Annotated in this window: 18 protein-coding genes; 7 read left to right on the top strand and 11 right to left on the bottom strand. The window is 64.7% G+C overall.

What is annotated here, in order from left to right; translation table 11 throughout:
* Nucleotides 1-3: 3 nt before the first annotated feature.
* From BLS50_RS00755 to BLS50_RS00765, 3 genes are all read left to right on the top strand, one after another.
* Complete coding sequence (locus BLS50_RS00755; protein WP_011545271.1) at nucleotides 4-1,428, top strand: collagen-like triple helix repeat-containing protein; 1,425 nt, start codon at nucleotides 4-6, stop codon at nucleotides 1,426-1,428.
* A gap of 144 nt (nucleotides 1,429-1,572) precedes the next feature.
* The gene (locus tag BLS50_RS00760) at nucleotides 1,573-3,258 is read left to right on the top strand and encodes a ShlB/FhaC/HecB family hemolysin secretion/activation protein (protein WP_006476152.1); all 1,686 of its coding nucleotides are present in this window, start codon (nucleotides 1,573-1,575) and stop codon (nucleotides 3,256-3,258) included.
* A gap of 174 nt (nucleotides 3,259-3,432) precedes the next feature.
* A complete protein-coding gene (locus BLS50_RS00765) occupies nucleotides 3,433-3,894 on the top strand; it encodes a DUF2147 domain-containing protein (RefSeq protein ID WP_011545269.1) in 462 nt (153 codons plus the stop codon).
* 99 nt (nucleotides 3,895-3,993) lie between these two features.
* Here BLS50_RS00765 and BLS50_RS00770 read toward each other — a convergent pair whose 3' ends face one another.
* The 6 genes from BLS50_RS00770 to typA form a co-directional block, all read right to left on the bottom strand.
* Nucleotides 3,994-4,404, bottom strand: coding sequence for a transposase (locus BLS50_RS00770; RefSeq protein WP_006476154.1), 411 nt, complete (start codon nucleotides 4,402-4,404; stop codon nucleotides 3,994-3,996).
* A gap of 148 nt (nucleotides 4,405-4,552) precedes the next feature.
* Nucleotides 4,553-5,650, bottom strand: a complete 1,098-nt coding sequence (gene zapE / locus BLS50_RS00775; protein WP_011545268.1) for a cell division protein ZapE — start codon at nucleotides 5,648-5,650, stop codon at nucleotides 4,553-4,555.
* Nucleotides 5,651-5,750: 100 nt separating this feature from the next.
* Nucleotides 5,751-7,181 carry a dihydrolipoyl dehydrogenase gene (gene lpdA / locus BLS50_RS00780; protein ID WP_006476156.1) on the bottom strand — a complete coding sequence of 477 codons (1,431 nt, stop codon included), beginning with the start codon at nucleotides 7,179-7,181 and terminating at the stop codon, nucleotides 5,751-5,753.
* A gap of 81 nt (nucleotides 7,182-7,262) precedes the next feature.
* The gene (gene odhB / locus BLS50_RS00785) at nucleotides 7,263-8,546 is read right to left on the bottom strand and encodes a 2-oxoglutarate dehydrogenase complex dihydrolipoyllysine-residue succinyltransferase (RefSeq protein ID WP_074800005.1); all 1,284 of its coding nucleotides are present in this window, start codon (nucleotides 8,544-8,546) and stop codon (nucleotides 7,263-7,265) included.
* Between the two features lie 135 nt (nucleotides 8,547-8,681).
* Nucleotides 8,682-11,546: a 2-oxoglutarate dehydrogenase E1 component gene (locus BLS50_RS00790; RefSeq protein ID WP_006476158.1), complete on the bottom strand. Its 2,865-nt coding sequence runs from the start codon at nucleotides 11,544-11,546 to the stop codon at nucleotides 8,682-8,684.
* 317 nt (nucleotides 11,547-11,863) lie between these two features.
* The gene (typA, locus tag BLS50_RS00795) at nucleotides 11,864-13,690 is read right to left on the bottom strand and encodes a translational GTPase TypA (RefSeq protein WP_006476159.1); all 1,827 of its coding nucleotides are present in this window, start codon (nucleotides 13,688-13,690) and stop codon (nucleotides 11,864-11,866) included.
* Nucleotides 13,691-14,020: 330 nt separating this feature from the next.
* Here typA and BLS50_RS00800 point away from each other — a divergent pair, with 330 nt between their 5' ends.
* From BLS50_RS00800 to BLS50_RS00815, 4 genes are all read left to right on the top strand, one after another.
* Nucleotides 14,021-14,512, top strand: coding sequence for a MarR family winged helix-turn-helix transcriptional regulator (locus BLS50_RS00800; RefSeq protein ID WP_012328385.1), 492 nt, complete (start codon nucleotides 14,021-14,023; stop codon nucleotides 14,510-14,512).
* Nucleotides 14,513-14,599: 87 nt separating this feature from the next.
* Nucleotides 14,600-16,105: an efflux transporter outer membrane subunit gene (locus BLS50_RS00805; RefSeq protein ID WP_074800008.1), complete on the top strand. Its 1,506-nt coding sequence runs from the start codon at nucleotides 14,600-14,602 to the stop codon at nucleotides 16,103-16,105.
* A gap of 52 nt (nucleotides 16,106-16,157) precedes the next feature.
* Nucleotides 16,158-17,372, top strand: coding sequence for an HlyD family secretion protein (locus BLS50_RS00810; protein ID WP_006476162.1), 1,215 nt, complete (start codon nucleotides 16,158-16,160; stop codon nucleotides 17,370-17,372).
* Between the two features lie 28 nt (nucleotides 17,373-17,400).
* Complete coding sequence (locus tag BLS50_RS00815; RefSeq protein WP_011545264.1) at nucleotides 17,401-18,960, top strand: DHA2 family efflux MFS transporter permease subunit; 1,560 nt, start codon at nucleotides 17,401-17,403, stop codon at nucleotides 18,958-18,960.
* 96 nt (nucleotides 18,961-19,056) lie between these two features.
* On the opposite strand, the gene truB is transcribed toward BLS50_RS00815, so the two are convergent.
* From truB to rimP, 5 genes are all read right to left on the bottom strand, one after another.
* Entirely contained in the window at nucleotides 19,057-19,989 is a 933-nt protein-coding gene (truB, locus tag BLS50_RS00820; protein ID WP_074800011.1) for a tRNA pseudouridine(55) synthase TruB, read from the bottom strand.
* Between the two features lie 13 nt (nucleotides 19,990-20,002).
* Nucleotides 20,003-20,398 carry a 30S ribosome-binding factor RbfA gene (rbfA, locus tag BLS50_RS00825; protein WP_074800014.1) on the bottom strand — a complete coding sequence of 132 codons (396 nt, stop codon included), beginning with the start codon at nucleotides 20,396-20,398 and terminating at the stop codon, nucleotides 20,003-20,005.
* A gap of 114 nt (nucleotides 20,399-20,512) precedes the next feature.
* On the bottom strand, nucleotides 20,513-23,428 hold the full coding sequence (gene infB, locus BLS50_RS00830) for a translation initiation factor IF-2 (RefSeq protein ID WP_012328382.1): 2,916 nt from the start codon (nucleotides 23,426-23,428) through the stop codon (nucleotides 20,513-20,515).
* A gap of 91 nt (nucleotides 23,429-23,519) precedes the next feature.
* On the bottom strand, nucleotides 23,520-24,995 hold the full coding sequence (gene nusA / locus BLS50_RS00835; protein WP_006476166.1) for a transcription termination factor NusA: 1,476 nt from the start codon (nucleotides 24,993-24,995) through the stop codon (nucleotides 23,520-23,522).
* Complete coding sequence (rimP, locus tag BLS50_RS00840) at nucleotides 24,995-25,453, bottom strand: ribosome maturation factor RimP (protein WP_006476167.1); 459 nt, start codon at nucleotides 25,451-25,453, stop codon at nucleotides 24,995-24,997. The genes nusA and rimP overlap by 1 nt, the downstream gene beginning before the upstream one ends.
* Between the last annotated feature and the right edge of the window lie 46 nt (nucleotides 25,454-25,499).

Consider the following 25,499-nt stretch of genomic DNA (forward strand, 5'->3'; position numbering starts at 1 on the left):
ATCATGTCCCAGCAACGTTCCATCCCGACGGTCGCCCTGCGCCAGTGGCGCGCGCCCCTCACCGCCTTCGCCGCGGCGTGCCTGCTGGCCGCCTGCGGCGGCGGCGGCGTCAGCTCGCCGCCGACCAGCAGCAACGACAACAACAACCCGAGCACCAGCGGCACGTCCGGCACGAGCGGTACCAGCGGCTCGTCGACCGGCACCAAGGGTGTCATCAGCACGGTCGGCCAGACGGCCACCGACCTCGGCAGCACGGTCGGCAACATCAGCCTGCCGGGCCTCGGCGACGGCGTGACGAAGGGCGTCGGCAGCACGCTGTCCAGCACCGGCACGATCGTCGGCGCGGCAGCCGATGCGGTGAGCAACGGGCTGGGACAGATCGGCTCGACGAAGGACCCGGTCGGCACCACGGTTGCCGGTCTCGGCAACGTCGTCGGCGCAACCAGCAACACGGTCTCCGGCCTGAGCTCGACGGTCAAGGCGCTGGGCACGGGCCCGCTGGCACCGCTCGCGCCGGTCACGACGCCGGTCGGCACCGTGCTCGACACGGTCGCCAACGGCCTGACGGCCGCCGGCACGACGATCGGCTCGACGCTGTCGTCGGGCGCCGTGCAGCAGGTCACGCAACCGATCAGCTCGGCGATCACGCCGCTCGTGATCACCGCCGGCCAGGTCACGCAGCAGGTCGGCACGACGACCGGCCTCGGCCAACCCGTCTCGGGGCTGCTCGGCCAGATCGGCGGTGCTATCAGCTCAGCCGGCAAGCAGGTCGGCGGCACGTCGAGCCAGCCGCTCGTCGGTGACGTCGGCCAGCTCGTGACCGCGGTCGGCAACACCGTGACCAACGCGGGCGGCCTCGTCAACCCGAACGGCCCGAATGGCGCGGCGCCGATCCCCGGCCTGATCACGAGCCTCGTCGGCGGTTCGACGGCAACCGTCCAGAACGGCTCGTCGTCGGGCTCCGGTTCGACGAACCCGCTCGGCGGCCTGCTGTCGGGTCTCGGCTCGACCCCGCTCGGTTCGCTCACGGGCGCCCTCGGCGGCGCAACGGGCGGCTCGGGCAGCGGCCCGCTCGCGCCGGTGACCGGCCTCGTCTCCACGGTGACCGGCGCACTGGGTGGCGCGGCAGGCGGCAGCAGCGGTCCGCTGGCACCCGTCACGAATCTCGTGTCGACGGTGACGGGCACGCTCGGCGGCGCAACAGGTGGCGCAGGCAGTGCAAACCCTCTCGCGCCCGTCACCGGTTTGCTGAATACTGTCACCGGAGCAGTGGGCGGTGCAGCGGGGTCCGGGGGCTCGAGCCCGCTCGCGCCGGTCACGTCGCTGGTCGGCAGCGTGTCGGGTACGGCATCGTCGGGCAGCGGTTCGACGGGCCTGCTGGCGCCGGTCACGGGGTTGCTGGGTACGCTGGGTAGCGTTGGCAAGTAAGGAGGACGGTCGCGTCATCGCAGCCGGAGCGAATGGCGCGGCCGTACAAACACAACCGGCATGGCGGCACGCGGCGCGCGACACTCGGATGTCGCGCGCCGGCATTACAAAGAAGACGAAAAGCAAGGCCTACGAGGAAAAACAATGAAATCCAGACTCGACAGATGGATGATGCTGCTCGCCATCGCGGCGGCAGGCACGGCACAGGCACAAACGCGCGTCGGCGGTAACCCGCTCGACTCCCTTCCCCAGATCAACGCACCGAAGACGGGCCCGAACGTCACCGTTCAGGTCGCGCCGCAGGCGCCGCAATTGCAGGAGCTGCTGTCGCGGCACCTGACGCCGAAGACGTTCCAGGTCGAAGGTGTGAAGTCGGTACCGTTCGAGGAAATCACGCGCCGCTTCACGCCGCTCGTCGGCAAGGACATCACGATCGGCGAGCTGATCGAAACCGCCAACGGCGTGACGAAGCTGTACCAGGAGCGCGGCTACGCGCTGTCGTTCGCGTTCGTTCCCGCGCAGACGTTCGAGGACGGTGTCGTGCGCATCACGGTGGTCGAAGGCTATGTGTCGGACGTCAAGGTCACCGGCAAACCCGGCGCGATGGAACCGAAGATTCGCGCGATTGCCGCGCATATCACGGCGGACCGACCGCTGCGCCGCGCGACGTTCGAGCGCTACGTGAACACGTTCGGCCTGCTGCCCGGCCTCACGGTGAAGGCGAATGTCCCGCCGCCGCAAACCACCGACGGCGCGACGACGCTCGAGCTCGCGGTCGACCGCAAACCGTTCAACGTCAGCACGGGGATCGACTTCAACCACCCGGGCGTCCAGGGCCTCATCACCGCGACCGAAAACGGCCTGACGCGGTTCGGCGAGCAACTGAGCATCTCGGCGCTCGCGCCGCCGGGACGCGACAAGCAAACCTACTTCGCGTTCAGCGGCGCCCTGCCCGTCGGCAGCAGCGGCCTGATCACGCGACTCGATGCCAGCACGTATCGCGGCAAGCCGACCGACAACCCGGGGTTGCCGTCGTACGTCGAGCGGACGGTCAAGAACGAAAAACTCGGTCTTTCGGCCTCCTATCCGATACTGTTGAACAATCAGCGCAGCCTGCTCGGCACCGTGTCGGGCTATGCGTCGCACAACGAGGACCGTTACCAGAACCAGATCAACGGTGCGAGCCTCGATACGCGCTCGCAGGTTCGCGTGCTGCAGATGCAGCTCGACTACACGAGCGTCCAGCCGAAACAGGTACAGAAGTTGAGCGTCAACGTCGCGAAGGGGTTCAATATCCTCGGCGCGTCGAAAGCGCAGGACATTACCGTCGGCACGACGACGACCTCGGTGGACAGCCCGATCTCGCTGACCTTCGTTCGCACCGGCGCGACTTTCACGCAGACGAACGAATGGCCGTTCCGGATCGGCACGTCGGTTTCGGTGACCGGGCAATACAGTCCCGACTCGCTGCCGACGTCCGAGCAGATCTCGTTCGGCTCGACCCGTTACGCGCTCGGCTACCAGCCCGGCGAAACGTCGGGCGACTCGGGCTGGGGGATGTCGCTGGAAGTCAACCGCGGCTTCACGCCGGGCTGGACGTATCTGAAATCGATCACGCCGTACATCGCATACGACATGGCGCGCGTGTATCTGCACTCGGGCACGCCGTCACCGAACCGCATGTCGTCGGTCGGCATCGGCGTGCGGCTCACGGACAGCCGCTACTACAGTCTCGACCTGAACGTCGCCAAACCGGTAGGCGACGCACCGGTCGAAAGCGCGTCACGCAGCCCACGCATCAACGCCGCGTTCTCCTATCAGCTCAACTGATCGGTCACCAAAGCCTCGAAACAGCCCGCATCACGCGGGCTGTTTCGATTAGAGTCCCCTCTATCAAACGTGGCGCGCGGTTTCACGTATTCTGGCGAAGCTCGCAACATGCCCGCCCCATGCAGACGGGCGTGCGGGCGAATCGAACAGACATGCAAAACAAGGAGGATGACAATGATTCAACTGACTCGCCCGTTGCGTGCAATCGCCATTGCCGGCGCCCTGCTCGCGTGCGCAGCGCCCACCTTCGCGCAAGCCGACAGCCCCATCGGCATGTGGCAAACGATCGACGACAACACCCATCAACCGAAGGCACTCGTGCAGATCGCCGAGGACGGCGACGGCGCGCTGACCGGCAAGGTCGTCAAGGGCCTCGGCGCGAACGATACGCCCGATCGCCGCTGCACCGCGTGCACGGACGAGCGCAAGGATCAGCTCATCAAGGGCATGACGATCATCAAGGCGATGAAGAAGGACGGCGACCACTGGGACGGCGGCAACATTCTCGACCCGGAGAACGGCAAGGTCTACAAGTGCAAGATGACGCTTGAAGACGGCGGCCAGAAGCTCGTGGTGCGCGGCTACATCGGCGTGTCGCTGCTCGGTCGCTCGCAGACCTGGGTTCGCCAGCAATAACGCACCACGCGCCAAAACGCGCGGCTCAATAAAAATCGGCCTGCGACAACGTCGTCAGGCCGATTTCTTTTGGTGCGCGCACAACGAAAAGCGATGGAATCACGCTGCGTGCTTCATTGCACCCGATGCATAGCTGCCTGGTGCACGATACGCGGGTGCTGCGTTGCTACGCGCCTCCGCCGCTTTCGATTGCGTGTGCTTGCGCATCCGCGCGGAGAGTTCATTGCATAGATTCATACCGGCTTCGCCATAAAGCTCACGCATCACATTCATCAGCGTGCCCGTTTCGTGCCACACCTTGAAGCGGCGATGGCATGTTTGATACGACGGGTAACGGCGCGGCATGGCCGACCAGGTTGCGCCGCTGTAGATCACCCAGAGCACCCCGTTCAGCACGGCCCGCGTATTGGCTAACGGCCGGCCGCGCAACTCGGTGCGCGGCTGCATTTCGGGCAGAAGCGGCGCGACGCAGCGCCATTCGTGGTCGGTCAAATCGCGATACGGTGTCATGGACATCTCCAGCCTTAATAACCATGACACCACAATATCGGCTCACCTCAACGATGAATATAAGACAAATCCGAAAATACCCGTAGATCGACTGAATTTAACCGAAATTGACGTTTAAATCCCGCCAATTACCCGAACCCGCATCCGCTCAGGTCAACGACGTATCGACGATGCGGCGCGGTGTTTCGAGATACTCCTTCGACTGCATCTCGACGATACGCGAGACCGTACGCGCGAATTCGTTGGCCATCGGGCCTTCGACGTACAGGTCCTCGGCCGGCACCGCCGCGGACATCAGCAGCTTGACCTTGTGGTCGTACAGCACGTCGATGAGCCACGTGAAGCGGCGCGCCTCGGATGCCATCCGCGGCGACATCTGCGGCACCTCGGACAGCACGATCGCATGGAAGCGGCTCGCCAGTTCGAGGTAGTCGTTCTGCGAACGCGGGCCGCCGCACAGCGTCGCGAAATCGAACCACACGACGCCGTCCGCCTTGCGCAGCGCCTTCAGTTCGCGCTTCTCGATATGCAGGATCGGGCTCTCGTCGGGCACGGCCGCGAGCTTGCCGAATGCATGACGCAGTTCGCGATCGGCATCCGCGCCGAGCGGCGTGTGATACATCTTCACCTGCGCGAGCGTGCGCTGGCGATAATCGACCCCCGCATCGACGTTGAGCACGTCGAGCTTGTCCTTGATCAGCGCGATCGCCGGCAGCATGCGGTCGCGATGCAGGCCGTCCGGATACAGATCGTCGGGGTCGTAATTCGACGTCATCACGAACTGCACGCCGTTGTTGAACAGGCGGTCGAGCAGCCGGTACAGGATCATCGCGTCGGCGATGTCCGACACGTGGAACTCGTCGAAACAGATCAGCCGGTAACGCTTCGCGATGCGTCGCGCGAGTTCGTCGAGCGGATCGGCCTGCCCTTTCAGTTCCTCGAGTTCGCGGTGCACTTCACGCATGAATTCGTGGAAATGCAGGCGCGTCTTGCGCTGCACGGGCACCACCGCGTAGAAGCTGTCCATCAGGAAGCTCTTGCCGCGACCGACGCCGCCCCACATGTAGACGCCGCGCGGAAGATCCGGGTGATTGATGAGCTTCTTGAACGCGTTCGAGCGACGCGCCTTGTAGTCGACCCATTCGTCGAAGCAGCGCTGCAGGCGATCGACGGCCGCGCGCTGGGCGGGATCGGACTGATAGCCGCGCGTGGTCAGTTCGCGCGTGTAGTATTCGGTGACGTTCATCGGGGCAAACCGGAAAAAACAAAGGCGAGCGGGAAAAACCCGCCCGCCTTCGTCATGAGACGGTTGCGCCAGCCGATGGCCGGCCGGCGCTATACCGCGCTCAGCTGTTCAGCGAGCGCTTGTCGACCGCGAGCGCCGCTTCGCGCATCACTTCCGACATCGACGGGTGCGGATGGCAGATGCGGGCGATGTCTTCCGACGCCGCCTTGAACTCCATCGCGACCACGGCTTCCGCGATCAGGTCCGACGCGTTCGCGGCGATCACGTGCACGCCGAGCAGCTCGTCGGTCTTCGCATCCGCGATCATCTTCACGAAGCCGTCCGGCGCGTTCATGCCGAGCGCGCGGCCGTTGATCGAGAACGGGAACTTACCCGTCTTGATCTCGCGGCCTTCCGCCTTCAGCTGCTGCTCCGTCTTGCCGACCCAGGCGATTTCCGGGTACGTGTAGATCACCCACGGAATGCAGTTGTAGTCGATGTGCGGCTTCTGGCCGTCGATCACTTCCGCGACCAGCACGCCTTCGTCTTCCGCCTTGTGCGCGAGCATCGGGCCACGCACCACGTCGCCGATCGCGTACACGTTCGGCACCGCCGTGCGGCAGTGGTCGTCCACGTCGATGAAGCCACGCTCGTTCGCCTTCAGGCCGATGGCCTCGAGGCCGAGGTTGTCGGTGTTCGGCACGCGGCCGACCGACACGATCAGGCGGTCGGCGTCGAGCGTCTGCGCGTTGCCGTCCTTGTCCGTGTAGGCGATCGACACGCCGTCGGCGGTCGTCTTCACGTCGCCGATCTTCACGCCGAGATGGATGTCGAGGCCCTGCTTCTTGAACAGCTTGGCCGCTTCCTTCGCGAGCGCTTCGTCGGCTGCGCCGAGGAAGGCCGGCAGCGCTTCGAGCACCGTCACGTCGGCACCCAGGCGACGCCACACCGAGCCGAGCTCGAGGCCGATCACGCCCGCGCCGATCACGGCGAGCTTCTTCGGCACCGAGTCGAACGTCAGTGCACCTTCGTTGTCCGACACGATCTTGTTGTCGACCGGGATGTTCGGCAGGTGACGCGCCTTCGAACCCGTCGCGATGATCACGTTCTTCGCGGTGACGACTTCGGCTTCACCCTCGCCGCTCACTTCGATCTGCACGCCGGCATCGGTCTTGCCGGTGAACTTGCCATGGCCCTTCAGCCAGGTGATCTTGTTCTTCTTGAACAGGAACTCGATCCCGCTCGTCATCTTCTCGACGATCGCATCCTTGCGGCCGAGCATCTTCGCGACGTCGATCTTCACGCCGTCGACCGTGATGCCGTGGTCGGCCAGGTGGTGCGACGTGTTCTCGAACTCTTCCGACGACGCGAGCAGCGCCTTCGACGGGATGCAACCGACGTTCAGGCAGGTGCCGCCGAGCTTCAGCGCGCCGGCCGGGTTCTTCCACTTCTCGATACAGGCAACGGTCTTGCCGAGCTGCGCGGCGCGAATCGCGGCGATGTAGCCGCCAGGGCCGGCGCCGATCACGACGACGTCAAATTCCTTGGACATGACAATCCTTTCTACTTGTACGCCCGCAGGTTCGCACGTGGGCGCAAACCTGCGGAACGGGTCGATGCGGTGAGACTCGGCTTACAGGTCGAGCAGCAGGCGTGCCGGATCTTCCAGCGCATCCTTCATCGCGACGAGCGACAGCACGGCTTCGCGGCCGTCGATGATGCGGTGGTCGTACGACAGCGCGAGGTAGTTGATCGGGCGGATCACGATCTGGCCGTTCTCGACGACCGGGCGCTCCTTCGTCGCGTGCACGCCGAGGATGGCCGATTGCGGCGGGTTGATGATCGGGGTCGACAGCATCGAGCCGAACACGCCGCCGTTCGAGATCGAGAACGTACCGCCCGTCATTTCCTCGATCGACAGCTTGCCGTCCTTCGCCTTCTGGCCGAATTCGGCGATCTTCTTCTCGATCTCGGCGAGGCTCAGTTGATCCGCGTTGCGCAGGATCGGCACGACCAGGCCGCGCGGCGAACCGACTGCGATACCGATGTCGAAGTAGCCGTGGTAGACGATGTCGTTACCGTCGATCGACGCGTTCACGAGCGGGAACTTCTTCAGCGCATGGACGGCCGCCTTCACGAAGAACGACATGAAGCCGAGCTTCACGCCGTGTTCCTTCTCGAACTTGTCCTTGTACTTGTTGCGCAGTTCCATGACCGGAGCCATGTTCACTTCGTTGAACGTCGTCAGGATCGCGTTGGTCTGCTGCGATTCGAGCAGACGCTCGGCGATACGCGCACGCAGGCGCGACATCGGCACGCGCTGTTCCGGACGGTCGTTCAGCCAGGTCGCTGCCGACGCCGGCACCTTCACTTCCGGCAGCGCCGGCTTCGCGGCGGCGGTCTTCGCCGGTGCGGCGGCCGGAGCAGCCTTCGGTGCGCTGCCTGCTGCCAGCGCGTCGCCCTTCGTGACGCGGCCGTCGCGGCCCGAACCTGCGACGTCGCCCGTCGACAGGCCCTTCTCGGCCAGCAGCTTCGCTGCGGCCGGCGATGCGGCGACCGAGCTCGATGCCGTTGCGGCTGCCGGCTGAGCGGCCGGTGCGGCGGCGGCTGCAGCGGGCGCGGCTGCCGGCTTGACTTCGGCAGCGCCTGCCGCGGCTTCAGCGGCACCTGCCTTCGCTTCGGTGTCGATCGTCGCGATGATCTGGTCGGCCACGACCGTGTCACCGTCGTTCTGCAGCACTTGCGCGAGCACGCCCGCTGCCGGCGCCGGCACTTCGAGGACGACCTTGTCGGTCTCGAGTTCGATCAGGATTTCGTCCTGCGCGACTGCTTCGCCCGGCTTCTTCTTCCACTGCAGCATGGTGGCTTCCGACACCGACTCCGACAACTGGGGGACTTTGACTTCTACGATAGCCATGTGATTTTCCTGGATGCTTAATCTGGGGTATGACGAGGTTCGTGCGATTCCTTCGGCCGGTGCGGCGCGCGACGCGCCCGGCGGGCCAAAAGGAACGGGAAAGCGCCGCGCGCCTTCCCGTTTCGCTTCCGTCGGTTATTTCGCGATCGATGCGCTCTTCAGGCGGCCGAATGCACCTTCGATCAGGGCCTTCTGCTGCTCGTAGTGCTTCGCGTAGTAGCCAACCGCCGGCGAGGCCGAAGCCGGACGGCCGCTGTATGCCAGCTTCTGCCCTTCCTTCATGCCTTCCTTCAGGTGGTGCTCGACGTAGAACCAGGGACCCTGGTTCTGCGGCTCGTCCTGCACCCAGACCACTTCAGTCGCGTTCTCGTACTTCTTCATTTCGGCTTCGAACTGCTTGTGCGCGAACGGATACAGCTGCTCGATACGGATGATCGCGACGTCGTTCGCCTTCGCTTCGCGGCGATGTGCGACGAGGTCGTAATACACGCGACCCGAGCATGCCAGCACGCGCTTGACCTTCTTCGCGTCGATGCCGCCGTCGGTTTCGCCCAGCACCGGCTGGAACGAACCCTTCGCAAGTTCCGACAGGTCCGACACCGCTTCCTTGTGACGCAGCAGCGACTTCGGCGTGGCGACGATCAGCGGCTTGCGGAACAGGCGGATCATCTGGCGACGCAGCAGGTGGAAAATCTGCGCCGGCGTCGTCGGCTGGACGACCTGCATGTTGTGGTCGGCACACAGTTGCAGGAAACGCTCGATACGCGTGGACGAGTGTTCCGGACCCTGGCCTTCGTAGCCGTGCGGCAGCAGCATCGTGAGACCCGACACGCGGCCCCACTTCACTTCGCCCGACGAGATGAACTGGTCGATCACGACCTGCGCGCCGTTGACGAAGTCGCCGAACTGCGCTTCCCACAGCACGAGCGTATTCGGCTCGGCGGTCGAATAACCGTATTCGAAGCCCAGCACCGCTTCTTCCGACAGCACCGAGTCGATCACCGTGAACTTCGCCTGACCGTCGGCGATGTTCTGCAGCGGCACGTACGTGCCGTCGTTCCAGCGCTCGCGGTTCTGGTCGTGCAGCACCGCGTGACGGTGCGTGAACGTGCCGCGGCCCGAGTCCTGGCCCGTCAGGCGCACCGAGTAGCCCGATGCGACGAGCGACGCGAATGCGAGGTGTTCGCCCATGCCCCAGTCGAGCGGCTGATCGCCGCGCGCCATGTTGCGGCGGTCGTTGATCACGCGCTCGACGAGCGGGTGAACCTTGAAGTTTTCCGGGACCGTCGTGATGCGTTCGCCCAGGCGCTTCAGTTCGGCGAGCGGCACGGCCGTATCGGCTGCGTCCGTCCACTTGCGGTTCAGGAACGGCACCCAGTCGACCGCGTACTTGCTCTTGTAGTTCGACAGGACCGGATCGACGGTGTGGTGACCGTCGTCCATCGCCTTGCGGTATGCCTTCACGTAGTTGTCGGCGTCTTCCGCAGTGATCACGCCCTGCTGCACGAGCTTCTCGGCGTACAGCGCACGAGTGCCCGGGTGCTGCGCGATCTTCTTGTACATCAGCGGCTGCGTGACCGCCGGCGTGTCCTGCTCGTTGTGACCCAGCTTGCGGAAGCAGACGATGTCGATCACGACATCCTTGTGGAACTGCATCCGATAGTCGATCGCGATCTGGATCGCGAGCACGACGGCTTCCGGATCGTCGCCGTTCACGTGCAGCACCGGCGCCTCGATCATCTTGACGACGTCGGTACAGTACAGCGTCGAGCGCGCGTCGCGCGGGTCGGACGTCGTGAAGCCGATCTGGTTGTTGATGACGATGTGCAGCGTGCCGTGCGTGCCGTAACCGCGCGTCTGCGCGAGGTTCAGCGTTTCCATCACGACGCCCTGGCCGGCAAAGGCCGCGTCGCCGTGGATCTGCACCGGCAGCACTTGCAGGCCGTCTTCGTCGCCGCGACGGTCCATCCGCGCCTTCGCGGAACCTTCGACCACCGGGTTGACGATTTCGAGGTGCGACGGGTTGAACGCGAGCGACAGGTGGACCGGGCCGCCTTCCGTCGACACGTCCGACGAGAAGCCCTTGTGGTACTTCACGTCACCGGCCGGCAGGTCGTCGACGTGCTTGCCTTCGAATTCGGCGAACAGGTCGGCCGGCATCTTGCCCAGCGTGTTGACCAGCACGTTCAGACGGCCGCGGTGGGCCATGCCGATGATGATTTCCTGCACGCCGCTCTTGCCTGCGTGCTGGACGACTTCGTCCATCGCCGCGATGAAGCTTTCGCCGCCTTCGAGCGAGAAGCGCTTCTGGCCGACGTACTTGGTGTGCAGGTAACGCTCGAGGCCTTCGGCGGCCGTCAGGCGATTCAGGATGTGCTTCTTCTTCTCGATCGAGAACGACGGCGTCGCGCGGGTCGATTCCAGGCGCTCCTGCCACCAGCGCTTCTGTTCCGGGTCGCTGATGTACATGTACTCGGCGCCGATCGTACCGCAATACGTGTCGCGCAGGCCCTTGACGATGTCACGCAGCGAAGCCTGGTCGAAACCGAAGTACAGGTTGCTTGCGCTGTAGGTCTGGTCGAGATCGCCTTCGGAGAAGTCGTAGAAAGCCGGTTCGAGTTCGGGAATGGCGGGACGTTCGCGACGCTTCAGCGGATCGAGGTTGGCCCATTGCGAGCCGAGGAAGCGGTAGGCGCTGATCAGCGACTGGACGTGCACCTGCTTGCGTGCGGTCGCGAGATTGCTGGTGCTTTCGCGGGGGATGAAGGCATTGGCCTTCGCACGCTCGGCGAACGATTCGACGATCGGGAAGTGAGCGACGTCATTGGCATTCGAGCCGTCGGTTGCAGGCACGTTCTGCAACGCGTCGAAATACTCGCGCCAGTTCTCCGGCACCGATGCCGGATTGTTGAGGTATGCATCGTACAGTTCTTCAACGTACGAAGCATTGCCGCCGAACAGATAGGAGTTCAGCTGAAACTGCTTCATTACATCTGACATTTTACGCTCACCTTTCTTCGAGCTTCTCGAGAAATAGCGGGTTACTCAACCTTCCGCGACACGGCCTGACCGTTTAGCGGATTGCGAATCAAGTCTTGCTTGGAAGGACCTAAAACTTGCGTGCGCGCAGCATATCACAGAACCGATACCGGAGTTCACGGCGAAATGTGCCTGAAAGCACCGCACGGCGGGGTTTTGCCGGATTGCGGCGACCCGCGGGAACAGTGTTTTGCAGGCAATCCGGTTGCACGACGCGCAGATGCAAAAAAGGCTGCCCGAAGGCAGCCTTTTTCGTCGTGCTCGGGAACGATCGATGCTTAGTCGACCGCGCCTTCGCGGCTCGCGCGGCGACGCTCGTGCTCCTTCAGGAAGCGCTTGCGCAGGCGGATCGACTGCGGCGTCACTTCGACGAGCTCGTCGTCGTCGATGAATTCCACCGCGTATTCCAGCGACATCTGGACCGGCGGCACGAGACGCACGGCCTCGTCGGTGCCCGACGCGCGCACGTTGGTCAGCTGCTTGCCCTTGATCGGGTTCACGACGAGGTCGTTGTCGCGGCTGTGGATACCGATGATCATGCCCTCATACAGCGCGTCGCCCGGCTTCACGAACATGCGGCCGCGATCCTGCAGCTTCCACAGCGCGTAGGCAACCGCCGCGCCGTCGTCCTGCGAGATCAGCACGCCGTTGCGGCGCTCGAAGACCGAGCCGTCCTTGACCGGTGCGTACGAGTCGAAGATGTGGCTCATCAGGCCCGTGCCGCGCGTGAGCGTCAGGAATTCGCTCTGGAAGCCGATCAGGCCACGTGCCGAGATCTTGTACTCCAGGCGCGTGCGGCCGCGGCCGTCCGACGCCATGTCGAGCATTTCGCCCTTGCGGCGGCCGAGCTCTTCCATCACGCCGCCCTGGTGTTCGTCCTCGACGTCGACCGTCAGCAGCTCGTACGGCTCGTGACGCACGCCGTCGATTTCCTGCATCACCACGCGCGGACGCGACACGGCCAGCTCGTAGCCTTCGCGACGCATGTTCTCGACAAGAATCGTCAGGTGCAGTTCGCCGCGGCCCGACACTTCGAACACGGTTTCGTCGCCGGTATCCTTCACGCGCAGCGCGACGTTGTGGTTCAGTTCCTTCATCAGACGGTCGCGGATCTGGCGGCTCGTCACGAACTTGCCTTCGCGGCCGGCGAGCGGCGACGAGTTGACGAGGAAGTTCATCGTCAGCGTCGGTTCGTCGACGGTGATCATCGGCAGCGCTTCCGGCGTGTCGACCGCGCAGATCGTCGCGCCGATGCCGACGTCTTCAATACCGTTGATCAGCACGATGTCGCCCGCTTCCGCCGATTCGACCTGCACGCGCTCCAGCCCCTTGAACGACAGCACCTGGTTGATCTTGCGGTTCAGCACGTCGCCTTCCGGGCCGAAGCGCATCACGACCGGCTGGCCCGGCTTGATGCGGCCGCGCGTGATGCGGCCGACGCCGATCCGGCCGACGTACGTCGAATAGTCGAGCGACGTGATCTGGAGCTGCAGCGGCGCTTCCGGATCGGCCGGGCGAACCGGCACGTGCTCGAGGATCGCCTCGAACAGCGGACGCATGTCGCCTTCGCGCGCGGCCGGGTCGAGCGACGCGTAGCCGTTCAGGCCCGACGCGTAGACGATCGGGAAGTCGAGCTGCTCTTCGGTCGCGCCGAGCTTGTCGAACAGGTCGAAGGTCTGGTTGATCACCCAGTCGATCCGCGCGCCCGGACGGTCGATCTTGTTGACGACGACGATCGGCTTCAGGCCGAGCGCGAGCGCCTTCTTCGTGACGAAGCGCGTCTGCGGCATCGGGCCCTCGACCGCGTCGACGAGCAGCAGCACCGAGTCGACCATCGACAGCACGCGCTCGACTTCGCCGCCGAAGTCCGCGTGCCCCGGGGTGTCGACGATGTTGACGTGCGTGCCTTCGTATTCGACCGCGCAGTTCTTCGCGAGAATCGTGATCCCGCGTTCCTTTTCGATGTCGTTCGAATCCATCACCCGCTCCGCAATCTGCTGGTTGTCGCGGAAGGTGCCGGACTGGCGGAGCAGTTGGTCGACGAGCGTGGTCTTGCCGTGGTCGACGTGGGCGATGATGGCGATATTGCGAAGGGCGCGGGTCATAGAAACCTGGAAATCCGTTTGAACGCGCAAACGCGCGCGCTCGTTTTTCACGGGCGCGCGCCGTTGCAGCTTGGTGAGCCTCAAATTATAGCACGTGCGAGTGGCGAGAGCTGGCCTACACGTTGCAACGCAACAAAACGGGCCGCCCCGCCCTCCGTTCCCGACCCGGCCGAGCCTCTTCTGCATCACGACCGGCGCGCCGAAAAACCTTATTTGGACAAGGGATTCTCGCCGGACGGAGCGCGCGTTTCGCGGTTCGATTAACATTTGCCGCGGCAAGCAATTGTGCCTATACTGCTGCCTAGTCAACTATTGCAGCTTCAGGGTTTTATGTCGGATTCTCCTACCCCACCGCCCGTTTCGTCGCTGTCTACGTATCAGATGAACGACAGCGTCGGTTATCTGATGTCGCGCGTGAAGTCGGTGATGACCAATCTCGTCACGCAGCGCACGCAGGAAGAGCTCGGCATCACGGGCACGCAGGCGAGCATGCTGTTCATGATCGCGGTCGGCAAGTGCTCGACGGCCGCCGAACTCGCACGCGAATACGGCATCGACGCAAGCGCGGTCACGCGCCTGCTCGACCGGGTCGAGAAACGCGGCCTGCTGTCACGCGTGCGCAGCGTCGAGGATCGGCGCGTCGTGCGGCTCGAGCTCACCGACGAAGGCCGCGCGCTGGCCGAACGGCTGCCGCCCATTTTCCGCAGCGTGCTCGACCAGGTGCTGGACGGGTTTACGCCGGAAGAAGTCGGGTTCCTGAAGAGCATGCTGCGCCGCATTCTCAGCAACTATTGCGAGACGACCGGCGGTAGCATCACGTAATAGTTGCCATAACAATTACTTTTGACAGATTAATGTAAGGAAATCCTTGCAGTGTCCATCATTCATTCCGAGTCAGGGGTTAGCGCGATGAAAACCTCCCCGTTGTCCGTGCGCGCCGGGTCGTGCCGTGCCGCCGTCGCCGCCGTCGCCGCCGCGGTCGCCGCGCTGGCGCTGGCGGGCTGCGCGAATTACATCGGCATCAAGAGCGACAAGCAGATCGCCCCCGCGTCGCAATTCGAATCCGCCCAGAGCCTGCCGGCCCAGGGCGGCCAGTGGCCGGCGCTCGACTGGGCCAACCAGTTCGGCGATCCGCAACTGCCGAAGCTGATCGACGAAGCGCTGCAGGGCAACCCGTCGATCGCGCAGGCCCAGGCGCGCATCGCGAAAGCCTCGTCGTACATCGAATCATCCCGCTCGAACCTGATGCCGAAGGCCGAAGCCAGCTATTCGTGGACGCGCGAGCTGTATTCGTCGAACGCACTGTTCCCGCCCCCGTACGGCGGCCAGTGGTACAGCGAGAACAATGTGCTCGCGAGCGCCTCGTGGGAACTCGATCTGTGGGGCAAGAACCGCGAACGCCTGCACACGGCCGTATCGCAGGAAAAAGCCGCCGAAGCCGACATGCAACAGGCGCGCATCACGCTCGCGTCGTCGGTCGCGCGCACCTATAACTCGCTCGCGCAGCTCTATGCGCTGCGCGACATCGCGCAGCGCGAGATCACCAACCGCGAGACGGTCGGCAAGATCACCGACGGCCGCGTGTCGGCCGGCCTCGACACCAACGTCGAGCGCCAGACGGCCCGCGGCAACATCGCGACGACCCAGGCTTCGCTGTCGGACCTCGACGGGCAGATCACGACGGTGCGCTACCAGCTCGCCGCGCTGCTCGGCAAGGGCCCGGATCGCGGGCTGCAGATCGCGGCGCCCGTGCTGAACCCGAGCGGCGACGTCACGCTGCCCGGCAACCTGCCGGCCGATCTCGTGTCGCGCCGCCCCGACATCGTCGCCGCGCGCTGGCAAGTCGAAGCCGCGATGCACGACGTGAAGGAAGCGAAGGCCGAGTTCTACCCCGACGTGAACCTCGCGGCCGGCTTCGGCTTCGATGCGTTCGGCTGGGGCAAATTCCTGAACTTCGCGAGCCGCCAGGCGCAGTTCGGCCCGGCGATCCACCTGCCGATCTTCGATGCCGGCGCGCTGCGCGCCCAACTCAAGGGCCGCTACGCCGACTTCGACCTGTCGGTCGCGAACTACAACCAGACGCTGATCAGCGCGCTGAACGACGTCGCGACGCAGGTCGCGTCGATCCGCGCGATCGATCGGCAGATGGGCGACGCCCAACGTGCGCTCGACGCATCGACGCGCGCGTACGATCTCGCGGTCATTCGCTACAAGGCCGGCCTGTCGCCGCAACTGCAGGTGCTGACGGCGGACAGCAACCGCCTCGCATCGGAGCAGACGGTGACCAACCTGAAGATGCGTCGCCGCGACATGCAGCTCGCGCTGATCAAGGCGCTCGGCGGCGGGTTCGACGCAACCGGCACGCCGCTCGCCGCGCCCGATGCCGCCACGCCGACCAAACAGGCCGCCAACTGAGCCGGCGCCACCACTACGCAGACACTCGAAATAACGGACGGAGAAAATCGCCATGAGCGACCAACAAAACGCCGCCAGCGCGCAGCCGCAGAACAACGGCAAGCGCAAACGAATGATGACGCTGCTCGTCGCGGTCATCGTGATCGCGGCCATCGCATACGGCCTGTACTACTTCCTCGTCGCCCGCTTCCATGAAGACACCGACGATGCCTACGTGAACGGCAATGTCGTGCAGATCACGCCGCAGGTCACCGGCACCGTGATCGCCGTGAAGGCGGACGACACGCAAACGGTCAAGGCCGGCGATCCGCTCGTCGTGCTCGACCCGGCCGATTCGCAGGTCGCGCTGCAGCAGGCGGAAGCCAATCTCGCGCAGACGGTGCGCCAGGTGCGCGGCCTGTTCGTCAACGACGACCAGTACCGCGCGCAAGTCGCACTGCGCCAGTCCGACCTGTCGAAGGCCCAGGACGATCTGCGCCGCCGCCTGGCCGTCGCGCAGACGGGCGCCGTGTCGCAGGAAGAAATCTCGCACGCCCGCGACGCGGTGAAGGCCGCGCAGGCATCGGTCGACGCCGCGCAGCAACAGCTCGCATCGAATCGCGCATTGACCGCGAACACAACGATCGCATCGCACCCGAACGTGATGGCCGCCGCCGCGAAGGTGCGCGACGCGTACCTCGCAAACGCGCGTAACGTGCTGCCGGCGCCGGTCACCGGCTACGTCGCGAAGCGCTCGGTGCAGGTCGGCCAGCGCGTGTCGCCCGGCAACCCGCTGATGTCGGTGGTGCCGCTCAATGCCGTGTGGGTCGACGCGAACTTCAAGGAAGTCCAGCTGAAGCACATGCGCATCGGCCAGCCGGTCGAGCTGACGGCCGACATCTATGGTTCGTCGGTCACGTACCACGGCAAGGTCGTCGGCTTCTCGGCCGGCACGGGCTCGGCGTTCTCGTTGCTGCCGGCGCAGAATGCGACCGGCAACTGGATCAAGGTCGTGCAGCGCCTGCCGGTGCGGATCGAGCTCGATCCGAAGGATCTCGACAAGCATCCGCTGCGTATCGGCCTGTCGATGCAGGTCGACGTGGACATCAAGGACGAACGCGGTGACCAGCTCGTCAACGCGCCGAACACCGTCTACGAGACCAACGTGTTCGCGAAATACGGCGACGAGGCCGACGCCGAAATCGCGCGCATCATCGCCGAGAACGCGGGCGGCAACGCATCGGCGCCGGTCGCGGCGAAGCAGAACACCGCCGCGAAAATGATGTAACCGTTCCGACTCCGGAAAGACAACCGACATGGCACAGGCTCCTGCCTCCTACCCGCCCTTGCAGGGCGGGCAACTCGTACTCGGGACGATCGCGGTGTCGCTCGCGGTGTTCATGAACGTGCTCGACACGTCCATCGCGAACGTCGCGATCCCGACCATCTCGGGCGACCTCGGCGTGTCGTCCGACCAGGGCACGTGGGTCATCACGTCGTTCGCGGTCGCGAACGCCATCTCGGTGCCGCTGACCGGCTGGCTGACCGACCGTTTCGGGCAGGTGCGCCTATTCCTCGCGTCGATCATCCTGTTCGTCATCTCGTCGTGGATGTGCGGGCTGTCACCGAACCTGCCGTTCCTGCTCGGCTCGCGCGTGCTGCAGGGCGCGGTCGCAGGCCCGATGATTCCGCTGTCGCAAGCGCTCCTGCTGTCGAGCTATCCGCGCGCGAAAGCACCGATGGCGCTCGCGCTATGGGCGATGACGACGCTGATCGCGCCGGTCGCGGGCCCGATTCTCGGCGGCTGGATCTCGGACAACTACTCGTGGCCGTGGATCTTCTACGTCAACATCCCGGTCGGCATCGCCGCCGCCGCCGCGACGTGGATGATCTATCGCAACCGGGAGTCGGCCGTGCGCCGCGCGCCGATCGACGGCGTGGGCCTCGCGCTGCTGGTCGTCTGGGTCGGCTCGCTGCAGATCATGCTCGACAAGGGCAAGGATCTCGACTGGTTCGCGTCGACGACCATCGTCGTGCTCGCGCTGACCGCCGTCATTGCGTTCGCGTTCTTCGTGATCTGGGAGCTGACCGCCGAGCACCCGGTCGTCGACCTGTCGCTGTTCCGCATCCGGAACTTCACCGGCGGCACGGTTGCGCTGTCGATCGGGTACGGCCTGTACTTCGGCAACCTCGTGCTGTTGCCGCTGTGGCTACAGACGCAGATCGGCTACACCGCGACCGACGCCGGCCTCGTGATGGCGCCGGTCGGGCTGTTCGCCATCCTGCTGTCGCCGCTCACCGGGAAGTATCTGCCGCGCACCGATCCGCGCTTCATCTCGACGGCGTCGTTCCTGACGTTTGCGCTGTGCTTCTGGATGCGTTCGCGCTACACGACGGGTGTCGACGAATGGTCGCTGACGCTGCCGACGCTCGTGCAAGGCATCGCGATGGCGGGCTTCTTCATCCCGCTCGTGTCGATCACGCTGTCCGGCCTGCCCGGCCCCCGCATTCCTGCGGCGTCCGGCCTGTCGAACTTCGTGCGGATCATGTGCGGCGGCATCGGCACGTCGATCTTCCAGACCGCGTGGGACCACCGCAACAACTTCCATCACGCGCAACTGGTCGAGCAGGCGAACCCGTACAACCCGACTTTCAACCAGGCCGTCACGCAGATGGGCAACCTCGGGCTGTCGCAGAGCCAGGCACACGGGCTCATCAACAACATGGCCACGCAACAGGCCGCGCAACTCGGCGTGAACGATCTGTTCTATATCTCGGCGGTGATCTTCGTGCTGCTGATCGCGCTGATCTGGATCACCAAACCCGAACGCGCGGGCGGCGGCGATGCCGGTGCGGCGGCGTCGGCAGCGCACTGAGCGGCCAGGTTAAACGCAACACGCCAAATAAAAAGCCCGGTCGAAATCGACCGGGCTTTTTGCATTCTGCCGCGCGCACTTGCGTACGCTGCTGTGTCATTGAGCCGTCACGACGAGCCGTTCCGGGGCGAGCACGCCATTCGCCTTGCGCGCCACGCCCAGCAACCGGGTGGCGTCGTACACGCGCACGCGCTCGCCATCGGCCGCGACGATCGGCTCGAGGGCCGACAGCGGTAGACGCTGGCCGTGCAGGAACCGCTTCGCGCTGGCTTCGTCGAGACGCACCAGCGGAAACGTCGACAGCAGCGCATCGACCGGCTGAAGCCATGCATCGCGCGCCGCTTCGGCAGCGTCCGACAGCGCATCGAGCGTCACCGCATGCTCGAGCGTCAGCGCGCCGACGCCCGTACGGCGCAGCATCGTCAGATGCGCACCGCAGCCGAGCGCTTCACCGATATCTTCCGCGAGCGTACGCACGTAGGTGCCCTTGCTGCAGGTCACGCGAAACGTCACGTCGGGCAGTTCGCAAGCGAGCAGATCGAGCGCATGGATCGTCACGTTGCGACCCTCCCGCTCGACGGTCTGACCGGCCCGCGCATATTCGTACAGCGGCTTGCCGTCGCGTTTGAGCGCCGAATACATCGGCGGTACCTGCACGATGTCGCCGGTGAAGCGCACGAGCGCGGCCTCCACCGCCGCGCGATCGCATTCGACGGGCCGCGTGTCGATCACCTCGCCTTCCGCGTCACCGGTGGCCGTACGCTGGCCGAGACGCATCGTCGCTTCATACGTCTTGTCGGCGTCGAGCAAGTCCTGCGAGAACTTCGTCGCCTCGCCGAAGCAAAGCGGCAGCAGGCCCGAAGCCAGCGGATCGAGCGTGCCGGTGTGACCGGCTTTCTTCGCGAGAAGCAGGCGCTTTGCGCGAATCAGCGCATCGTTGCTCGACAGGCCGATCGGCTTGTCGAGCAGGAGAACGCCGTCCAGCACGCGCCGGGGCACGCGCGGACGTGGGGGTGCTGCATTCGTCATAGGCCGGTCGAGCTCAATCGTCCTTGGCAGGCGTGTCGGCCTCGTCGTCCTTCGCGCGCGTCGAGTTCGCTTCCTTGATCAGGCGCGACATTTCGACGGCCTTCTCGATCGTCTGGTCGTAGTGGAAATGCAGCGTCGGCACCGTATGAATGTGCAAGCGCTTGAACAGCAGGTTGTGCAGGTGACCCGACGCGTGGTTCAGTGCCTCCTGCGTCTTCTCCGGATCGCCGGTGAGCGCCGTGAAGTAGACCTTCGCGTGCGCATAGTCCGGCGTCAGTTCCACGCTCTGGATGGTCACGATGCCGATGCGCGGATCTTTGACCTCGCGCATGATGAGTTCGGACAGATCGCGCTGAATCTGGTCGGCGATCTGAACGTTGCGATTGGGGGAAGTACGTTTCCTGGACATGATCGATCCGTGATCCGTTTATCAGGATGAAGCGGCGGCCATTGTCGGCACGCCACCATGAAAATGGGCGGGACAGGCCCAAGCCTGCCCCGCCCAAGAGCCGATACGCGACGATTACAGCGTACGTGCGACTTCGGTCACTTCGAATACTTCGAACTGGTCGCCTTCGGTGACGTCGTTGAAGTTCTTCACCGACATACCGCACTCGAAGCCTTGCTTGACTTCCTTCACGTCGTCCTTGAAGCGCTTCAGCGATTCGAGTTCGCCCGTGAAGATCACGACGTTGTTGCGCAGCACGCGAACCGACGACGAGCGCTTGACGATACCGTCGGTGACCATACAGCCGGCGACCGTGCCGATCTTCGGTACCTTGAAGACCTGGCGCACCTCGACCATGCCGGTGATGACTTCACGCTTCTCGGGCGCCAGCATGCCCGACATCGCCGCCTTCACCTCGTCCACTGCGTCGTAGATGATGTTGTAGTAGCGGATATCGATGCCGTTCGCCTCGGCCAGCTTGCGTGCCTGTGCGTCCGCACGCGTGTTGAAGCCGATGATGACCGCCTTCGATGCCGTCGCGAGGTTGACGTCGTTTTCGCTGATGCCACCGACCGCGCTGTGCACAATCTGCACGCGCACTTCGTCGGTCGACAGCTTGAGCAGCGACTGCACGAGCGCTTCCTGCGAACCCTGCACGTCTGCCTTGATGATGAGCGGCAGGTTCTGCACTTCGCCTTCGCCCATCTGCTCCAGCATGCTTTCCAGCTTCGCGGCCTGCTGCTTCGCGAGCTTCACGTCGCGGAACTTGCCTTGACGGAACAGCGCGATTTCACGCGCCTTGCGCTCGTCCGGCAGCACGATCACTTCCTCGCCCGCGCCCGGCACTTCCGACAGACCCTGAATCTCGACCGGGATCGACGGGCCGGCTTCCTTCGTCGGCTTGCCGTTCTCGTCGAGCATCGCACGGACGCGACCGTAGGCCGTACCGGCCAGCACGATATCGCCGCGGTTCAGCGTACCGGACTGCACCAGGATCGTCGCGACCGGGCCTTTACCCTTGTCGAGCTTCGCTTCGATCACGATACCCTTGGCCGGCGCCTCGACCGGTGCCTTCAGTTCCAGCACTTCGGCCTGCAGCAGCACGTTCTCGAGCAGATCGTCGATACCTGCGCCCGTCTTGGCCGACACCGGCACGAACGGCGAATCGCCACCGTATTCTTCCGGCACGACGCCTTCCGCGACCAGTTCCTGCTTGACGCGATCCGGGTTCGCTTCCGGCTTGTCGATCTTGTTGATCGCGACGACGATCGGCACGCCACCCGCCTTCGCGTGGGCGATGGCTTCCTTCGTCTGCGGCATCACGCCGTCGTCGGCCGCCACCACCAGCACCACGATGTCGGTCGCCTTCGCGCCGCGTGCACGCATTGCCGTGAACGCTTCGTGACCCGGCGTATCGAGGAACGTGATGACGCCACGCGGCGTGTCGACGTGATAAGCGCCGATGTGCTGCGTAATGCCGCCCGCTTCGCCCGCGGCAACCTTCGCGCGGCGGATGTGGTCGAGCAGCGAGGTCTTGCCGTGGTCGACGTGCCCCATCACCGTGACGACCGGCGGACGCGGCAGCTGCTCCGCATCGGTACCGGATTCGCCTTCGACCAGCAGCGCTTCCGGATCGTCCAGCTTCGCGGCAACCGCGCGGTGGCCCAGTTCCTCGACGATGATCATCGCCGTTTCCTGGTCCAGCACCTGGTTGATCGTGACCATCTGGCCCATCTTCATCATCACCTTGATGACTTCCGAGGCCTTGATCGACATCTTGTGCGCGAGATCGGCAACCGACACGGTTTCCGGCACGTGCACTTCACGGACGATCGGTTCGGTCGGCGCCTGGAACGTCGAGCTGTCCTGGTGACGGCCGCGACCCTTCGGGCCGCCGCGCCAGCCGCGGTCGACGCCGCCGCTCGAGTCGCCGCGCGTCTTGATGCCGCGACGCTTCGCCGCGTCGTCCTGCCAGCCGCCCTTGCCTGCGCCCGGCTTCTTGTTGCGGTCGCCCGCGCCTGCCGGCGCCTGCGTGGTGGCCGGAGCCGCCGCGCCAGCCGGCTTCTTCACGGCCGGACGCGCCTGCGCACCTTCCGGCTTCGCCGGCTTGTGCAGCGTGCCCTTCGCTTCGGCCGGCTTCGGCGGTTCGACCGGCTTCGGCGGCTCGACTGCCTTGACCACGGCCTTGCGCGGCGTGTTCATCATTTCGCGGATCGCGCGAGCTTCGGCTTCCGCCGCCGCGCGACGCTTGCTGATCTCTTCCTGCTCGGCGCGCGCCTTGTCGGCTGCCTCACGGGCAGCGTCCTCGGCCTTCTTCGCCGCTTCGCGCTGGGCCGCGCGTTCGGCGGCTGCGCGTGCTTCGTCCTGCGCGGACTGCGTCGGCGTCGCTTCCTGCTCGGCAGCAGCCTGCTGCGCTGCCGCCTGCTGCTGGGCTGCGGCGGCTTCCGCCGCGGCACGCTTCGTCGCCGCTTCTTCCTCGGCGCGACGGCGCTCGGCCTCGGCCGCTTCCTCGCGGGCGCGACGTTCGGCTTCCTCGCGTTCGAGGCGTTCCTGACGCTCGCGCAGCTCCTGCGCCTGCTTCTCGAGCAGCTCGGCCTCGCGGCGTGCCTCTTCCTCGCGACGCTTCAGTTCCGCATCGTCGTCCGCTTCGGCGACCTGCGCCTGACCCTGATCCGCGCCTTCGGCCACGTCGTCGCGCTTGACGAACGTACGCTTCTTGCGAACCTCGACCTGAATGGTGCGAGCCTTGCCCGTCGCGTCAGATTGCTTGATCTCCGACGTATGCTTGCGGGTCAGCGTGATCTTGCGCTTGTCGCCGTCAGTTGCGCCGTGCGACTTGCGCAAATGATCGAGCAGACGCGCCTTGTCCGTTTCGGACAGCGCATCGTCTTCACTCGCTTTCTGGACGCCCGCTGCCTGCAGCTGTTCGAGCAGCACACCAGCAGGCATTTTCAGTTCCGCGGCAAATTGGGCTACGTTGTTACTCGCCATTCATTCCTCTTAGTGCAAGGACCGATTCCTTGCGGTTAGCATCGGGTCAGGCCATACGGCCGCCATCAAATCAGTGCGCCATGGTCATTTCTCACTGGAACCAATGTTCACGTGCTTTCATGATCAACGCCTTAGCGGCATCCTCTTCCATTCCGGTCATGTCGACCAGTTCATCTACAGCCAGCTCGGCGAGATCGTCGCGCGTCTGCACGCCGTGTTCGGCCAGCTTCGCGAGCAGTTCCGGCGTGATGCCGTCGAGGCTCTTGAGATCCAGCGCTGCGTTCTCGACCTTTTCTTCGTTCGCGATGGCCATCGTCAACAGCGCGTCGCGTGCGCGGTTGCGCAGTTCGTGCACGGTGTCCTCGTCGAACGCTTCGATTTCGAGCATTTCGTTGAGCGGCACGTACGCGATTTCTTCGAGGCTCGTGAAGCCTTCGTCGATCAGGATGTCGGCAACTTCTTCGTCGACGTCGAGACGCGCCATGAACAGCGCACGCAGCCGGTCGCGTTCTTCACCCTGCTTCAGGGCGGATTCGTCCGGCGTCATGATGTTGATCTGCCAGCCGGTCAGCTCGCCGGCAAGGCGAACGTTCTGACCGCTGCGGCCGATCGCGACAGCCAGCTCGTTCTCGTCGACGACGACGTCCATCGAATGCTTTTCTTCATCGACGACGATCGATTGGACGGCTGCCGGCGCGAGCGCGCCGATCACGAACTGGGCGGGATCCTCCGACCATAGCACGATGTCGATGTTTTCGCCACCGAGCTCGTTGCGCACGGCCTGCACGCGGGAACCGCGGATGCCGACGCAGGTGCCGATCGGATCGATCCGCTTGTCGTAGGCGATGACGCCGATCTTCGCGCGCACGCCCGGGTCGCGGGCAGCCGCCTTGATCTCGAGCAGGCCCTGCTCGATTTCCGGCACTTCCATCTCGAACAGCTTCATCAGGAATTCCGGCGCCGTGCGCGACAGCTCGATTTGCGGGCCGCGCGCGGTGCGGTCGACCTTCGCGATGTACGCACGCACACGGTCGCCCACGCGCAGGTTTTCCTTCGGGATCAGCTGATCGCGGCGCAGCAGCGCCTCGACGCGGCCCGATTCGACGATGAAGTTGCCCTTGTCGAGGCGCTTCACCGTACCCGTCATGATCTTTTCGCCACGCTCGAGGTAGTCGTTCAGGATCTGCTCGCGCTCCGCGTCGCGCACCTTCTGCAGGATCACCTGCTTCGCGGCCTGCGCGCCGATGCGGCCGAATTCGATCGACGGAACGGGTTCCTCGACATACTCGCCGACTTCGACGTCGGGCTTCTGCTCACGCGCTTCGAACAGCAGGATCTCGCGATCCGGCTCCTGCAAGCCTGCCTCGTCGGGCACGACGAGCCAGCGACGGAAGGTTTCGTGCTCGCCGCTTTCGCGATCGATATGGACGCGGATTTCGGCGCCTTCGTCGAACAGCTTCTTGGAAGCAGACGCGAGCGCAGCCTCGAGGGCGCCCAGCACCACATCCTTGTCGACGTTTTTCTCGCGCGCCAGCGCATCCACCAGCATCAACACTTCGCGACTCATTATTTGCGGCTCCTAAAGTCAACTTGCGGAATCAGGCGGGCTTTGTCGATATCGGCCAGCGTGAAATCCAGCATGGCTGCCTCGCCCTTCTTCCCCTCAAATTCCAAACCGATCGTTTCGCCATTCGGCGCGTGCAGAATGCCCCGGTACGTCTTGCGCCCGTCCAGCGGCTTTTTCAAGGTCACGGAAACTTCGCTGCCGGCGAAGCGCTCGAAGTCGGCCAGCTTCTTCAACGGGCGGTCGAGCCCCGGGGACGAGACTTCGAGCCGTTCGTAATCGATATTTTCGACCGTCAAGACGTGCTGGAGCTGACGCGTAACCTTTTCGCAATCTTCGAGCGAGATGCCGGCAGGCTGATCGATATAGATGCAAAGCATGCCGCGCCCGGTGCGCTCGAGTTCCACCAGCTCGTAGCCGAGCCCGGTGACCGTGGTTTCTATCAGTTCCGTCAGTTGCACAGTGTCCTCTCAGGTGTTCGCGCCCGCCGCTCGCGATTCACCCGCG

The organism is Burkholderia orbicola, assembly GCF_900100915.1.
GTDB lineage: Bacteria > Pseudomonadota > Gammaproteobacteria > Burkholderiales > Burkholderiaceae > Burkholderia > Burkholderia orbicola.

Bases quoted from the DNA above. Each gene is read 5' to 3' on its own strand.
- nusA (WP_006476166.1), bottom strand. From the start codon at position 24,995: ATGAGTCGCGAAGTGTTGATGCTGGTGGATGCGCTGGCGCGCGAGAAA.
- lpdA (WP_006476156.1), bottom strand. From the start codon at position 7,181: ATGTCCAAGGAATTTGACGTCGTCGTGATCGGCGCCGGCCCTGGCGGC.
- BLS50_RS00810 (WP_006476162.1), top strand. From the start codon at position 16,158: ATGAGCGACCAACAAAACGCCGCCAGCGCGCAGCCGCAGAACAACGGC.
- BLS50_RS00770 (WP_006476154.1), bottom strand. From the start codon at position 4,404: ATGACACCGTATCGCGATTTGACCGACCACGAATGGCGCTGCGTCGCG.
- truB (WP_074800011.1), bottom strand. From the start codon at position 19,989: ATGACGAATGCAGCACCCCCACGTCCGCGCGTGCCCCGGCGCGTGCTG.
- rbfA (WP_074800014.1), bottom strand. From the start codon at position 20,398: ATGTCCAGGAAACGTACTTCCCCCAATCGCAACGTTCAGATCGCCGAC.
- BLS50_RS00815 (WP_011545264.1), top strand. From the start codon at position 17,401: ATGGCACAGGCTCCTGCCTCCTACCCGCCCTTGCAGGGCGGGCAACTC.
- BLS50_RS00765 (WP_011545269.1), top strand. From the start codon at position 3,433: ATGATTCAACTGACTCGCCCGTTGCGTGCAATCGCCATTGCCGGCGCC.
- BLS50_RS00805 (WP_074800008.1), top strand. From the start codon at position 14,600: ATGAAAACCTCCCCGTTGTCCGTGCGCGCCGGGTCGTGCCGTGCCGCC.
- BLS50_RS00755 (WP_011545271.1), top strand. From the start codon at position 4: ATGTCCCAGCAACGTTCCATCCCGACGGTCGCCCTGCGCCAGTGGCGC.
- BLS50_RS00800 (WP_012328385.1), top strand. From the start codon at position 14,021: ATGTCGGATTCTCCTACCCCACCGCCCGTTTCGTCGCTGTCTACGTAT.
- zapE (WP_011545268.1), bottom strand. From the start codon at position 5,650: ATGAACGTCACCGAATACTACACGCGCGAACTGACCACGCGCGGCTAT.
- BLS50_RS00790 (WP_006476158.1), bottom strand. From the start codon at position 11,546: ATGTCAGATGTAATGAAGCAGTTTCAGCTGAACTCCTATCTGTTCGGC.
- typA (WP_006476159.1), bottom strand. From the start codon at position 13,690: ATGACCCGCGCCCTTCGCAATATCGCCATCATCGCCCACGTCGACCAC.
- BLS50_RS00760 (WP_006476152.1), top strand. From the start codon at position 1,573: ATGAAATCCAGACTCGACAGATGGATGATGCTGCTCGCCATCGCGGCG.
- odhB (WP_074800005.1), bottom strand. From the start codon at position 8,546: ATGGCTATCGTAGAAGTCAAAGTCCCCCAGTTGTCGGAGTCGGTGTCG.
- infB (WP_012328382.1), bottom strand. From the start codon at position 23,428: ATGGCGAGTAACAACGTAGCCCAATTTGCCGCGGAACTGAAAATGCCT.